General features: G+C 60.6%; 12 protein-coding genes. 7 read left to right on the top strand and 5 right to left on the bottom strand.

What is annotated here, in order from left to right:
- Positions 1-52 precede the first annotated feature (52 nt).
- Positions 53-1,471, bottom strand: a complete 1,419-nt coding sequence (locus NA8A_RS05070) for an FAD-binding oxidoreductase (protein ID WP_009449559.1) — start codon at positions 1,469-1,471, stop codon at positions 53-55.
- A 243-nt stretch (positions 1,472-1,714) separates the two neighbouring features.
- Here NA8A_RS05070 and NA8A_RS05075 point away from each other — a divergent pair, with 243 nt between their 5' ends.
- Complete coding sequence (locus tag NA8A_RS05075; protein ID WP_040671912.1) at positions 1,715-2,209, top strand: thioesterase family protein; 495 nt, start codon at positions 1,715-1,717, stop codon at positions 2,207-2,209.
- 28 nt (positions 2,210-2,237) lie between these two features.
- Here the strand turns inward: NA8A_RS05075 and NA8A_RS05080 are convergent, their stop codons facing one another.
- Complete coding sequence (locus tag NA8A_RS05080) at positions 2,238-4,097, bottom strand: chloride channel protein (RefSeq protein ID WP_009449561.1); 1,860 nt, start codon at positions 4,095-4,097, stop codon at positions 2,238-2,240.
- Positions 4,098-4,471: 374 nt separating this feature from the next.
- On the opposite strand from NA8A_RS05080, the gene NA8A_RS05085 reads away from it, so the two are divergent.
- Positions 4,472-4,672: a hypothetical protein gene (locus NA8A_RS05085; RefSeq protein WP_009449562.1), complete on the top strand. Its 201-nt coding sequence runs from the start codon at positions 4,472-4,474 to the stop codon at positions 4,670-4,672.
- A 10-nt stretch (positions 4,673-4,682) separates the two neighbouring features.
- Here NA8A_RS05085 and NA8A_RS05090 read toward each other — a convergent pair whose 3' ends face one another.
- Positions 4,683-5,561, bottom strand: coding sequence for a dienelactone hydrolase family protein (locus NA8A_RS05090; protein WP_009449563.1), 879 nt, complete (start codon positions 5,559-5,561; stop codon positions 4,683-4,685).
- 159 nt (positions 5,562-5,720) lie between these two features.
- On the opposite strand from NA8A_RS05090, the gene NA8A_RS05095 reads away from it, so the two are divergent.
- Positions 5,721-6,134, top strand: a complete 414-nt coding sequence (locus tag NA8A_RS05095) for a MerR family transcriptional regulator (protein WP_009449564.1) — start codon at positions 5,721-5,723, stop codon at positions 6,132-6,134.
- 132 nt (positions 6,135-6,266) lie between these two features.
- A complete protein-coding gene (locus NA8A_RS05100) occupies positions 6,267-8,789 on the top strand; it encodes an ATP-dependent helicase (RefSeq protein WP_009449565.1) in 2,523 nt (840 codons plus the stop codon).
- 122 nt (positions 8,790-8,911) lie between these two features.
- Here NA8A_RS05100 and NA8A_RS05105 read toward each other — a convergent pair whose 3' ends face one another.
- Positions 8,912-9,340, bottom strand: coding sequence for a hypothetical protein (locus NA8A_RS05105; RefSeq protein WP_240532739.1), 429 nt, complete (start codon positions 9,338-9,340; stop codon positions 8,912-8,914).
- A 905-nt stretch (positions 9,341-10,245) separates the two neighbouring features.
- On the opposite strand from NA8A_RS05105, the gene NA8A_RS05110 reads away from it, so the two are divergent.
- Together NA8A_RS05110 and NA8A_RS05115 are read left to right on the top strand one after the other, a co-directional pair.
- Positions 10,246-10,824: an SCO family protein gene (locus tag NA8A_RS05110; protein WP_009449567.1), complete on the top strand. Its 579-nt coding sequence runs from the start codon at positions 10,246-10,248 to the stop codon at positions 10,822-10,824.
- A gap of 12 nt (positions 10,825-10,836) precedes the next feature.
- On the top strand, positions 10,837-11,712 hold the full coding sequence (locus NA8A_RS05115) for a 50S ribosomal protein L11 methyltransferase (protein ID WP_009449568.1): 876 nt from the start codon (positions 10,837-10,839) through the stop codon (positions 11,710-11,712).
- 108 nt (positions 11,713-11,820) lie between these two features.
- Here NA8A_RS05115 and NA8A_RS05120 read toward each other — a convergent pair whose 3' ends face one another.
- Entirely contained in the window at positions 11,821-12,009 is a 189-nt protein-coding gene (locus NA8A_RS05120; protein WP_009449569.1) for a hypothetical protein, read from the bottom strand.
- A 228-nt stretch (positions 12,010-12,237) separates the two neighbouring features.
- Here NA8A_RS05120 and NA8A_RS05125 point away from each other — a divergent pair, with 228 nt between their 5' ends.
- Entirely contained in the window at positions 12,238-14,067 is a 1,830-nt protein-coding gene (locus tag NA8A_RS05125; protein WP_009449570.1) for an aminopeptidase P family protein, read from the top strand.
- The last annotated feature ends 75 nt before the right edge of the window (positions 14,068-14,142 follow it).

The raw sequence follows: 14,142 nt of genomic DNA on the forward strand, positions 1-14,142 counted from the left end.
CGATTTCGATGACGATAAAGGGGCCTCCTCGGAATGATCGCACAAATTCGGCTTATATGCGTCTTGCCCCGACGACCTTGCCGGGATTCATGATGCCATGCGGATCGATTGCCTGTTTCACCGCACGCATGACGTCGACAGCCTCGCCCAGCTCCTCTTCGAGAAAGCGCATCTTGCCCTGGCCGATTCCATGCTCGCCGGTGCAGGTCCCGTCCATCGAGAGGGCCCGCCGATTGAGCCGCGCGACGAAGGCCTCCGCCGCCTCGACCTCTTTCGGGTCGTCCATATCCATCATGACCAGCACATGGAAATTGCCATCCCCCACATGCCCCAGAACGGTGGCGAGAAGTCCCGAACGCTCAATGTCCGCCTCCGTCTCGACAATGCATTCGGCAAGCCGCGAGATCGGGACGCACACATCCGTTGAGAGACCCCGCGCCCCGGGACGCAGCGCCACGCAGGCCCAATAGGCGTTGTGGCGCGCTTTCCAGAGCTTCGTCCGCTGCTCGGCAACGCTCGTCCACAGGAACGGCCCACCGCCGAACTCTGCCGCGATCTCGCCAAAGGTCTCAGCCTGTTCCTTCACCCCGGCCTCGCTCCCATGAAACTCCAGAAACAGACAAGGGCTTTCAGAATAGTCGAGGCCGGCATAGGCATTGATCGCCTTCATGGCGAGCGCATTGACGAATTCGATACGGGCGACCGGCACTCCCATCTGGATCGTGGTGATCACGGCCTGGCAGGCACGTTCCACATCCGGAAAGGGGCACACCCCTCCCGATATCGCCTGCGGAATGCCGTAAAGCCGAAGCGTCAGCGCGGTAATCACACCAAGCGTTCCCTCCGCGCCCACGAGAAGGCGTGTCAGATCATAACCGGCGGACGTCTTTCTGGCGCGCCGTGCTGTCTGGATCAGGCGCCCGTCCGGCATCACCGCCGAAAGGCTCACCACATTGTCCCGCATCGTACCGTAGCGTACCGCATTGGTGCCGGAGGCCCGCGTCGCCGCCATGCCGCCGAGGCTGGCATTGGCGCCAGGGTCGATCGGGAAGAACAGACCCGTGTCCCGCAAATGCAGGTTCAGATCTTCGCGCGTGACCCCCGGTTCCACTGTGCAGTCCATATCTTCCGCATTGACGGAAAGAATGCGGTTCATTCCCATCAGGTCGATGGAAATGCCGCCGCCAGGCGCATTCACATGGCCTTCGAGCGAAGTTCCCGTGCCGAAGGGGATGACGGGGACACGGTGCTCGGCGCAAATCCGTACGACCTCCTGAACCTCTTGCGTATCCCCGGCAGCAAACACCGCATCGGGCAATTGGGCAGGAATATAGGTCGTGGTATGCGCATGCTGCTCGCGGATCGACTGTCCCGTCAGAAGCCGCTCGCCGAACCGTTGCCGCAGAATGCCGAGCGCCGTGGCGATACCCTCTTCATTGCGGGAAACCTGTTCAAGTTCTGCAAGCGCCATAGCCTTCTCCATAAGCCTTCGGGTTCATCGATGGGACGCCCCGTCCTAGAAACGCCGGGCGTGCACCCGCACAAACAAAAGGCGCCCTATCCCGTTGTTTTTTCCGCATTTCTGCAGGCATCGGATGATTCCACCCGGCTGCAAAATGCTCTATGCTTCTATGCACCATTGCGCCCGTCCTGTCTTGCGCCAGCGCGCGGCGAGCGCCGACACTGTCAAAGCCGGATGCGAACCGACCTGCACATGCCTCAACCCAGCCCCGAGATTTCCAGCATCTTTGCCCTAGAAAAGGACTGGATCGACTATAATGGCCACCTCAACATGGCCTATTACAATGTGCTGTTCGACCGGGCGAGCGACGAGGTTTCCGTAGCGCTTGGCATGGGCCCCTCCTATGCTGCCACCCGCCGGCTCACCACCTACACGGCCGAAATCCATATTTGCTATATTCGCGAACTGCACCTGGGCGACCGGGTGCGCGGAACGCTGCAATTGATCGACCATGACGAAAAGCGCCTGCATGTCTTCCAGGAGCTACGCCATGTGGATGGATGGCTGGCCGCCACCTCGGAGGTGCTGACCCTGCATGTGGACATGTCAGGACCGAAAGTCGCCCCCTTCCCCGCCGACATTCTGGGCAATATCGAAGCGATGCGCGCGCGCCACGCGGCCTTGCCGTGGCCACCACGGGCCGGCCGCGCCATCGGCATCCACCGCAAGAGCGGCGATATAACGTAATCGTCAAGCCAGGCTGCTTGACCGGCTCTCAACCGTAGTGGTTGCGGATGACCGACTGGGCAAGCTCTTCCCTATCGATCACACCGACGATCTCGTCGGGCCGCGGCACGCCGCGATTCCCCTTGATGACAATGGCGTAAGAGCGCTGCCTGCGGCTCATGCGCGTCACCACATCGTTGAGATTGCTCCGCTCCGCCGCCATGATGAAGGCATTGGAGGAGATTGAATCGAGCCGCTCCTTGCCGAGCTTTTCCATGTCGGCCCTCAGCGTGCCAAGCCGGATGAAGCCGGAAATGCGCTGCCCGTCGGTGACGATCAGCTTCGCGGTGCTGACATCGATCTGCTTCAGCGCCTCGGCAACCTTCATATCTCCCGGCAGCACATGGAAATCGCGGTTCATGATCTCCGTCACCGGCTGTACCAGGAACATGTTTGTGGTGCGGTTCGTGGGGATAGGACGCCCGCGATTGCGCAGCTTGATCGTGTAGATGTCGTCCACGACGAGGGCCCGGCGGATGCCGATCGACAAGGCGACCGCAAGCACCAGCGGCAGGATGATGTTGTAGTCACGCGTCATCTCGAAGATCATGACGATGGCCGTCATGGCGGCGCTTGTTGCCCCGCCCACCATCGCGCCCATGCCGATCATGGCGAAGGTCGGCACGGAAATGCCCGCATCGGGAAAGACCATGGCGCCGGCAGCGCCGATTGCCGCCCCCAGCGTCGAGCCCATGAACAGACTGGGCGAAAAGATGCCGCCTGACGCCCCCGCCCCCAGGCTGATCGAAGTGGCCAGAAGCTTGCCCACGAAAAGAGCGACCAGGAGAACGATGCTCGCATTTCCGCCCGACAAGATGTCCTGGATCGTCGAATAGCCGACGCTCAGAACATGATGATGTCCGCTTGCCAGGAAGAAACCGTACCCCATCAGGCCAACGGCAAGCATGCCGATGATGTTCTGCACATAGGCGTTGAGCGGCAGCTCCTCGAACCAGTCCTCCATGAAGGCCAGCACCTTGACGAAGGTGTAGGCAGCCACGCCCATGATCACGCCGGTAAGCGCTGCAAGGCCGATTTCATGGAAATTGACGACCGAGAACTCCACCTCCGACAATGCGTGGACGATAAAGGCCGTCTCTCCGCCCATGACGAGCCGATAGACATAGGTTGAAGTTGCAGTGGCAATGACCACCGGCAGAAAGCTGCGCGGCGAGATTTCCGGCAAAAGCACTTCACTTGCAAAGAGCACGCCGCCGAGCGGCGTGTTGAAGGTGGCCGCAATGCCCGCGCCCGCCCCCGCCGAAAGCAACGTAATCTTCTGCGGCCGCACGAGACGCAGATGCCGGGCAATGGTCGATCCGAAGGAAGAACCGATCTGGATGATCGGCCCCTCGCGCCCAACCGACGCACCTGTTCCGATGGAGATCGCCGAGGCCAGCGATTTAACGATGGCGACAACACCGCGTACATTGCCGCCCTTGTGATAGATCGCATACATGACCTCGGGCACGCCGTGGCCCTTGGCTTCCGGCGCGAATGCCCGCACCAGCGCCACCACGATCAGACCGCCAATGACGGGAACAAGGATGACGAGCGGCCCGAGCGGGCTCGGCTCTCCGAAGGAATTCGGATCGTAGTCGAACGAGAAGGTCTGGTAGAAGGCGAGATTGTAGATACCGGCGATCAGGAACTTGAAGACGATCGCGCCGAAGGCAGCGACAATGCCAACAAGAAGGGCCATGCCCGACAGGACGGGAAGCGAAAATTCGCGCTCATTGGTTTCCGAAGGTTCGGGAGCCTCCAGCCCCTCCGTTTCACCTCCCCCACCGCCTCCTCCGCCCGACACGCTTTTGTCTGCGGGCAGAACGGCTGTGACTTGGGAGGACATAACGGATCCTTTGCGAGCTGGATTTTCTAGTTGAATTTTTGCGCCTTGCGCTCCCCTGTCATATTGCGCGCACGCCTTGGAACGCAAGCCGCTTCGCCCGAAACCCCGTCCATCACCAGCAAATATCGCCTTCTGGCCCATTGGCGAAGGAAAACAGCATCCCATGCGAGTAGACAGCCGGCAAATCTTTCAGAGATTTCATTAACCATAATCCGCTCGGCCTTTCTTATGCACAGCTATGGCGTGGCTCGTTCTTGAACGCAGCGGCAGCCGGCTGAGACTCTGTCTTAAGGGAACCCGATTCGGCGGATGGGGCATTTTCGGGTTCCGCCCCTCGTCTGCGGACTGGCGAGGAAGAGCGTGCGGCAGGAGACATGAGCAAGATCGACATCGACGCGCTATCGCGCACCGTTGCCTACAACATCAATATCAGCGACAGCGACATGCGCTGCGCGCTGGTATCGCTCGACGACGAGCTTAACGAAATCGAGACCGGCCGCAGGCCGATCCCGATCGATCTGGTATTCACGCGTGCGATCCTGCGCCGGGCGCAAAAGGTGCGCGACCGGTTCTGACGTCAGATGCTCAAGCGAGTTTCTGTTTCAGGAAATCGACCGTTCTTCGCCAAGCGAGATCGGCGGCCTCCTTGTCGTAGCGTGCCTGCGAGGTATCGTTGTTGAAGGCGTGATTGACGCCCTCATAGACATGGATCGTGAAATCCTTGCCTCCAGCTTCCAGCGCCTGCTTATAGGCATCGATGCCGGCATTGATGCGCTCGTCCAGCCCCGCATAGTGAAGAAGCAGCGGTGCCTTTATCTTCGGCACGTCAGCCGCATCGGCCTGGCGCCCGTAATAGGCGACGCCTGCACCCAGGTCCGGGGCGTTGACGGCCAGCTGGTTCACAAGGCCGCCGCCCCAGCAGAAACCTATTGCTCCCACCTTGCCCGTGGTCGCCCCGTTTTCCGCTAGAAAACCGACGGTTGCCACGGCGTTGCGCATGGTCTGGCCTGCATCGAGCGCCCCGATCATCTCACGCGCCTTGTCTTCATCTGAAGGCGTTCCGCCCGACGGTGACAGGAAGTCGGGCGCAAGCGCGACAAACCCTTCGAGCGCCATACGCCGCGCCACATCCCGGATATGCGGATTGAGGCCGCGGTTCTCGTGAATCACGATCACCCCCGGCAGCTTCGCCTCCCCTGCGGCCGGCTTGACGAGATATCCCGTCATCTCACCGCCATCGCCCGGGTAGGTCACATCCTCGGCACTGATGCGACCGTCATCCTCGGCGATCATGGCCGCACGCGCGGAATTGGCGGCCAGCATCGGAGCAATCGCTGCTGCTGCGGCACCGGACCCTGCAAGTGCAGTCAGCTTGTTCATGAAGGCGCGGCGATCAAGCGAAAGATGAGTATACTCATCATAGGCGTCGATCATGGCCTGCGTGATCTTCGGCTCTTCCTGCATGCTCGTCTCCCTATATCGATGTCTGCCCCGCCCTCCGGACTTTAGGTCGCCTTGGCGCAAGGTCCATTCACAGCCCCGTGAACGCTGCTTCCAAAAGGCCTTCATCCGTTCCGGGTCGCTGCCTATATGAGAAAGGAAAAGGCCGGACAGGAGACGCATATGTGGTCCATCGGAGAATTATCGCGACGCGTGGGCGTAAAGGTGCCGACGATCCGCTATTATGAGGACACGGGCCTGATCGAAACGCCCGAGCGTTCGGCCGGCAACCAGCGCCGCTATGACAAGCAGGCTCTGGAGCGTCTCACCTTCATCCGGCATGCCCGCGATCTCGGTCTCGGCATCGACGCGATACGCGAATTGATCGAATTGAGCGGACATCCCGAAAAGCCCTGTGAAACGGCGGACCGCATAGCGCGCGAGCATCTGCAGGAGGTGCGCGCACGCATTGCCCGCCTGAAACGCCTCGAGCATGAACTCGAGCGCATCGTGGAGAGCTGCGACAATGGCGCAATCTGCGATTGCTTCGTGTTGCGGGCGCTCGGCGACCATTCGCTTTGCGACAGCGAACACTGACTTTCCCTTTATTGCCCCTTACCGTTCCCTTGCCGGCTCGGCCACAGGAAGCCCTTGGCCCACAAGCGCCAAACCGGTACAAATGGAAAACATCCTTGGGCTTCGGCCCGCGAATCACCATATGCAGGCGCGATGTCCGGTTTTCCTGACGATATTCCATTCTTTGACGAGGACGAGCCGTCCGCGAACCCGCCCGCGCAGCAGAAACCTGCAGGTTCGGGCTCAGGGTCAGGGATTGCCGCCCGCGCCATGGCCGCACGCGGCGGGGCGGCAAGTGCGCGTTACCTCGATGCGCTCAATCCAGAGCAGCGTTTGGCCGTGGAGACCACAGAAGGCCCCGTGCTCGTTCTCGCCGGCGCCGGCACCGGCAAGACGCGGGTGCTGACGACGCGCATCGCACATATCCTTGCCACGGGCCGCGCCTACCCCTCTCAAATCCTCGCAGTGACCTTCACCAACAAGGCCGCACGCGAAATGAAGGAGCGTATCGGAACCCTGGTCGGCGAAGCGGTCGAGGGCATGCCGTGGCTCGGAACCTTCCACTCCATCGGTGTCAAGATCCTGCGCCGCCATGCGGAGCTTGCGGGCCTCAAATCCTCCTTCACCATCCTCGATACGGACGATCAGATCCGCCTTATCAAGCAGATCATTCAGGCTGAAGGATTGGATGACAAGCGCTGGCCTGCCCGCCAGTTCGCGCAGATGATCGATGGCTGGAAGAACAAGGGCCTCGCCCCGAAGGAGATCGCCGAGGGAGATGCCCGCGCCTTTGCCAACGGCCGTGGCCGCGAGCTCTATGCCGCCTATCAGGAAAGGCTGAAGTCGCTGAACGCCGTCGATTTCGGCGACCTTCTGTGCCTGCCCATCCGTATCTTCCGTGACAACCCGGATGTTCTGGCCGAATATCATCGCAAGTTCCGCTACATTCTGGTCGACGAGTATCAGGACACCAACACAGCTCAATATATGTGGCTGCGCCTGCTGGCCCAGCGCCCGAAGAGCGCTGGTGAGGCTCCCCTGAACATCTGCTGCGTGGGCGATGACGATCAGTCCATCTATGGCTGGCGCGGTGCCGAGGTCGACAATATCCTGCGTTTCGAAAAGGATTTTCCCGGCGCGAAGGTCATCCGGCTCGAGCGCAATTATCGCTCAACCGCCCATATCCTCGGCGCAGCCTCCCATCTCATCGCGCATAATGAGGGTCGCCTCGGCAAGACGCTTTTCACCGACAAGGCGCAGCCCGACGAGGCCAAGGTCAAGGTGCACGCCTCCTGGGATTCGGAGGAAGAGGCCCGCGCTATCGGCGAGGAAGTCGAAGCGCTTCAAAGCAAGCGCCACGCGCTGAACGACATGGCGATCCTTGTACGCGCCTCCTTCCAGATGCGCGAATTCGAAGACCGCTTCGTCACTCTCGGAGTGAACTACCGCGTCATCGGCGGACCGCGCTTCTACGAGCGGCAGGAAATCCGCGACGCCCTCGCCTATTTCCGCATCGTCTCGCAGGAAGCCGACGATCTGGCTTTCGAGCGCATCATCAACGTGCCCAAGCGCGGGCTCGGCGACGCCAGCCTGCGGCAGGTGCACGATGTGGCGCGCGCGCGCCAGGTGCCGCTGCTGCAAGCCGCACGCGACCTTGCCGGCACGGAGGAAATGAAGCCAAAGCCGCGCAGCGCCCTGCGCACGCTGACGGAAAACATCGATCGCTGGCAGGATCTCCTGGACAAGACCTCCCACACCGAACTGGCCGAAACGATCCTCGAAGAATCCGGCTACACGGACATGTGGAAGAATGATCGCTCGCCCGAAGCGCCGGGCCGGCTGGAAAACCTCAAGGAGCTGATCCGCTCCATGGAGGATTACGAAAGCCTGCGCGGCTTCCTGGAACATGTTTCTCTGGTGATGGACGCCGAACGGCATGAGGAAATGGACGCCATCAGCCTGATGACCCTGCACTCGGCAAAGGGGCTGGAGTTCGAGACGGTCTTCCTGCCAGGCTGGGAGGAAGGTCTGTTTCCGCACCAGCGGGCACTCGACGAGGGTGGCCGCTCCGGGCTTGAGGAAGAAAGGCGGCTCGCCTATGTGGGGCTCACCCGCGCCAAGAAGAACCTTCACCTGTGGTTTGCCTCCAATCGCCGTATTCACGGCCTCTGGCAATCCACCATTCCCTCCCGCTTTCTCGATGAGCTGCCCGAAGCCCATGTAGACGTGGCTGACGAAGGCAGCTCCTATGGCGGGTATGGCCAGGGCCATATCGGCAGGCCAAACCCCTATGGAAAGTCGCGCTTCGACAATGCCGAGGTGTTTTCCAACACCTATTCGACGCCAGGCTGGCAACGCGCACAGAAAAACCGCAGCGACGCGACAGCCCGCAATTGGGGAACGCGCTCCGGCCATCAGGTCGAGCGGATCGGCTATGGCGAGACCGATTCAGGCTATGGCGCCGGGAGAGGCTCTGTAAAAGGCCGCGTCATCGAGGGCGAGCTGGTTGCGAAATCCGTTTCCGAGAGCCCGTCCGCCTTCAAGCTTGGCGACCGCGTCTTCCATATGAAATTCGGCAATGGGAATGTAGCGGCCATCGACGGCAACAAGCTGACCATCGATTTCGACAAGGCTGGCCAGAAACGCGTTCTCGACAGCTTCGTGCAGCCCGCATAGGGCATTTTGCAATCAGATAATATCAGCCGACGCCCGCATAAATGCGAAAAACAAGCAAAGGGACGCTCGGGTTTGTTGAGCACACAGGTCCGCCCCGCAGTGCGAGGGCGCAAGGAAGGGAATCAGGGCTTGTAGTAGACGAAATTGCCGTCGGCATTCTTCTCGCGAGCCAGAACCCCACTGCGAGCATGGCGCGAAAGCGGCCCGGAAAATGCGTTCGACTTGTACTGTGCGCCCCGGGCTTCCTCGCAATGGGAGACGATGTCGCCAATGGTGCGTGGTTCGCTGAAGAAATCGCTCTCGATCAGATCGTTGAGTGCGGCGACCGCGCCGCGGGCACTCTCGGAAGGTTTTGTCTTGCGCAGCCGCCCATTGCGCATGAGCCCGGACAGGTCCGGCGCAGCCACATAATGCGAGAAACTCTCTTCGGAAAAGCCAATATCTTTCCTCGGCGCTTTCTCTAAAACGAGTTCGACGACGCGCAGCTGAACCGCCTCGGACTCGAACTTGTTCACTGCCTCCGCCAACTCGGCGAGCTGCTGCTTTAACATATCGAAATCCTTGATCACGTCTTCGCCCCCGTAACCTGGCCTATTATGCAGCCATAAGCTATCAGTCGCGGCATATGTCTATATAACAGAACGACAAGTCAACAAAAGAAACCTAGAGTATACAATAAACACAGGAAATTCCTGCATCTGGCATAATGCCAGATGCGCTCAAGCAGCCGGTTTCCGCCCGCAGCCACTGGTTGAAAGCCTCTCTTCATTCATGGAAAGATGATTCGTCATCCTTTATAGGCCGACAGCCATAAAGCCCCTTCAAATCGAAGAATAAGGTTGTCGCGCAGCCGTTCCCGAAAGAAGCGCGACCGGATTGACGCGATATCCGGGCATCGAATTCTGCAACAGCAAGAAGCGGCCGAACATTTTTGAGTTTCGCACCGTGATTTGCGAACGTTATATAGAAAATCGCGCATCGAAATGGTTCCCGTCCTTCCGAGCGCGATCCTGTGCTTCGCCACCCCGCTCAACCGCGCACACTCGATGAGTGTGATCGCCCCATGCCAATTCGCAACCCGGATGCGCTAGGTTGGCTATGTAGACACTTGGTCTGCACTACCCAGTAAGTGTCCCTATTCCGCCCCTCCTCCCGTCGCAAGCCGGCGGGAGGTTCCCTTTTTTGCCTGACAGGCTTGCGACAAGTTGCGGCTTTCGTGAAAGCCCTCATCTGCGCTATCATGGGGCATGAGAACTCAAGAACTTCCGCGTTCGGGAACCTGGCTCAAGGTTGGCGCAGCCGCACTTGCTGCAGCTGCCGTTTCTGGCTGGGCCTTTTCGATGTGGATGCAGCACGGTTCCGGCATATTCTTTGCCATGGCCCAATCCGGCCTTTCCTGGTGCTTCTAGGCCCATAGTTCCGGGATAGGCCCCGCCCACAATCGGGAATTTCCTTCATGATGCGTTCCATTCTCGTCGGCATTCTCGCGGTCATGGCCGCGGGCATCGGTTTTCTGACCTTCCAGTGGTATGAGCAGCAGAATGCCCGCAAGGCATTCGGCGTCCCGTTCGAACTGGTCGACCAGAATGGCCAGAAGATCACGGAGGCTGCCTTCAAGGGCGGACCTCGCGTGGTGTTTTTCGGCTTCACGCACTGCCCGGAAGTCTGCCCGACAACGCTTTTCGAGCTGGATGGATGGCTTGATCAACTGAGCGACGAAGGCAAGGACATAAAGGCCTATTTCGTCTCGATCGATCCCGAGCGCGACACGCCTGAGGTCATGAAAACCTATCTTGGCAATTTCTCAGACCGCATCACAGGCATTACCGGCGCCCCCGACAAGGTTGCAGCCATGGCCAAGGGCTTTTCCATCTATGTGCGCAAGGTCGAACTGGACGATGGCGGCTACACCATGGATCACACCGCTTCCGTTCTGCTTCTCGACAGCGACGGCGACTTTTTCGGCACCATCGCCTATGAAGAGAATCGCGACACAGCCGTCGCCAAGCTGAGACGGCTGGCGAAAGAAGCCTGACAGAACGGATCCATGGCACAGACACGCATTTACATGAACGCCTCCAAAAGCGAGGCAGATGCCCTCTTCAAGCTGTTGGATGCCCGTTTCGAGGAAGATGGGCTGCCCATCAGTGTTTTCGAAGCCGACGAGGAAAATGGTCGCTTCGAAGTCTCCCTTTATGCCGAGGAGGAGGACGCGGATCGTGTCTTCAACGAAGTTGGCGAGGCCGTTGCAACGCTTCCCGATCCGCCACAGCTCCTGCGTGAGGTGCTGCCGGAGATCGACTGGGTCGCCCATTCGCTGGAAGGCCTGAAGCCGGTGCGCGTCGGGCGCTTCCTCATTCACGGCAGCCACGACCGGAACCTGCGCCGCATCGGAGACCTTGCCATCGAGATCGAGGCGGGCCTTGCTTTCGGCACAGGCCACCACGGCACCACGGCCGGCTGCCTGCAGGCGATTGCGGATCTGCTCAAGCGGGAGAAGCCGCGAAACGCGCTCGACCTCGGTACGGGCAGTGCCGTGCTGGCCATAGCCCTTGCGCGCGCGGCGCGCATCCCGGTTCTGGCAACCGACATCGATCCCATCGCCACGCAGGTGGCAGCCGAGAACGCGCGCCTCAACGGCGTTGGCGCATTGGTCGAAACGCATACGGCCCCCGGCTTTCACAACCGTATCTTTGCCGAGCGAAAGCCATTCGATCTGATTGTCGCAAACATTCTGGCGCGCCCGCTGATGCGGCTCGCTCCGCAGATGGCCAATCACCTGACACCCGGCGGAGCGCTGATCCTGTCGGGCATCCTTGAGCGCCAGCGCGACGCGGTGGTGGCATCCTACGTCAACCAGGGCTTCCGCCACATCCGCACGCAAGCGCGCGAAGGTTGGGTAACGATCATTCTGCGACGCTAGAGCATTTTGCAATCAGGCAACAAAAAACCCCGCAAGCCGCTGGTGGCTTACGGGGTCTCTTGGAAAGGGGCGATGCCCGGCAGGCATCGTCCGGTCAGAACATTTCGATCAAAACATGTAGGAAACGCTGCGGCTGCGTTTCAATTCGTCACGGGTATAGCCATGAGCGCGCAGGGTCTCGTCGTCCAGCATCAGAAGGGCGCCATTGACATAGCTGCTGACCTGCCTCTGACGAGCCTCGATAAGTGCGTCGAATGCATTGCGGAAGAAACCGCGCTTGCCTGCCATGTGAGCCATCTGAACTCTCCTTGATCCCTGATCTTGATCAAAAGATAAGTCTGCCCCGTTCTTCCAACCAGCGCTGATTGCGCATGGCATCCATTCATTTTTGCATTGCAACATAAATTGCTGCGATGCACTCACTCTTGAAATTTAAGTGCTTTTCCAGTCACCCCAACGAACTGATTTCGCTTCCAGGCGTCATGTTGTAGGGTCTGGCCGTTTCTGACTTTCACATAGGTTCCCATGTTCCAGTCCTTTGAAGTTACCGCCGACCCGTCCCAGGGCGTTGCCCGCGTGGCGCGCCTGCGCGAAACGTTGGAGCGCGCCGGCCTTGACGGTTATCTGGTCCCCCGCGCCGATGAGCACCAGGGAGAATATGTGGCCGCCTGCTCGGAACGACTGGCCTGGCTGACCGGCTTCACCGGCTCTGCCGGCGTTGCGCTCATTCTGCGCGACAAGGCGCTGCTCTTCGTCGACGGCCGCTACACATTGCAGGCTTCAGAACAGGCAGATCCGGGTACCTTCACCATCGAAAGCCTCGTCGACAATCCGCCGCGTGATTGGATGGTATCGAACCTTGCGGCAGGTGCGCGTATCGGCTTCGACCCCTGGCTGCATACGGTAGGGGAAGTCCGCGGCCTTGAGAAAGCCTTGGCAAAGATCGACGGACAGCTGGTTCCCTCCGACGGCAATCTGGTCGACGACATCTGGAACGAGCGCCCAACAGCCCCGCTGGGACAGGCCCGCATCCAACCCAAGGAATTGGCCGGAGAACTCGCAAGCCAGAAGCTGGAGCGGTTGGCCGAGGCCGTGCGACAGGGTGGCGCGGACTTCACAGTTCTGACCGATCCATCATCCCTTGCCTGGGCCTTCAACATCCGGGGCAGCGATGTGCCCCATACGCCCCTGGCGCTCGGCTTCGCCATCGTTCCGGAGAGCGGCCGGCCGCTCCTGTTTCTCGACAAGCGCAAGCTCGACCGCGAAACCGAGGCCTATCTGACACAGCTCGCCGAGCTGATGCCCCCTTCCATGCTCGACGACGAGGTGAAGCGCCTTACCGGAAACGGCAAGCGCATCGGCCTCGATCCCGTGCTCGCCGCCGACAAGCTGCGCCTTATCGCCGAAGGGGAAGGCATGGAGACGGTCGATCTCGCTGATCCTGCCCGCCTGCCCCGCGCCATCAAGAACATGACGGAGCTGGCCGGTGCGCGCGCAGCACACCGCCGCGACGGCGCTGCGATGGCCCGGTTTCTTTCGTGGCTCGACACCCAGGCACCCGGAACACTGACCGAGATCGCCGTCGCAGAAAAGCTGGAGGCCTGCCGCGCCACGACCGGCGAAGAGACACAGATGCCGCTGCGCGACATTTCTTTCGACACCATCTCGGGGGCCGGTCCCAACGGGGCGATCATCCATTATCGGGTCACGACGAGGACAAACCGCACGCTTGGAAAGAACGAACTCTATCTGGTCGATTCAGGCGCGCAGTATGAAGACGGCACGACCGATATTACGCGCACCGTCATCATCGGTGCGCCGGATGCCGAAATGCGCGACCGCTTCACCCGCGTCCTGAAAGGTATGATTGCGATTTCGCGCCTGCGCTTCCCGCAGGGTACACGCGGTGCGGATATCGATGCCTTTGCCCGCCACGCCCTCTGGCAGGCAGGCCTCGACTACGCCCACGGCACAGGCCACGGCGTGGGTTCCTATCTTTCCGTTCACGAAGGGCCGCAACGCATCGCCAAGACCGGCATGCAGAAGCTGGAAGCCGGCATGATCCTGTCCAACGAGCCCGGCTACTACAAGCCCGGCGCCTACGGCATCCGTCTGGAAAACCTCATCGTGGTCGAGCCTGCCACCCCTGTCGCGGGAGGCGAGATTCCCATGCATGGTTTCGAGACACTCACCCTCGCCCCGCTCGACCGCAGGCTCGTCGACAAGGCACTCCTTGACGAGGGTGAGCGCGCCTGGCTCGACGCCTATCATGCGCGCGTTCTGAGCGAAATTGGGCCAATGGTGGAAGAAGACGTGCGCGCCTGGCTCGAAGAGGCGACTGCGCCGCTTTCCTGACTTTGCCCAGCCATCGCAGTTTTACAAGGTTATGGGGCTTTTGGCCGAGCCCACCCCTCATCTCCTGCCGGGACC

The organism is Nitratireductor indicus C115 (genome assembly GCF_000300515.1).
Lineage (GTDB): Bacteria > Pseudomonadota > Alphaproteobacteria > Rhizobiales > Rhizobiaceae > Nitratireductor > Nitratireductor indicus.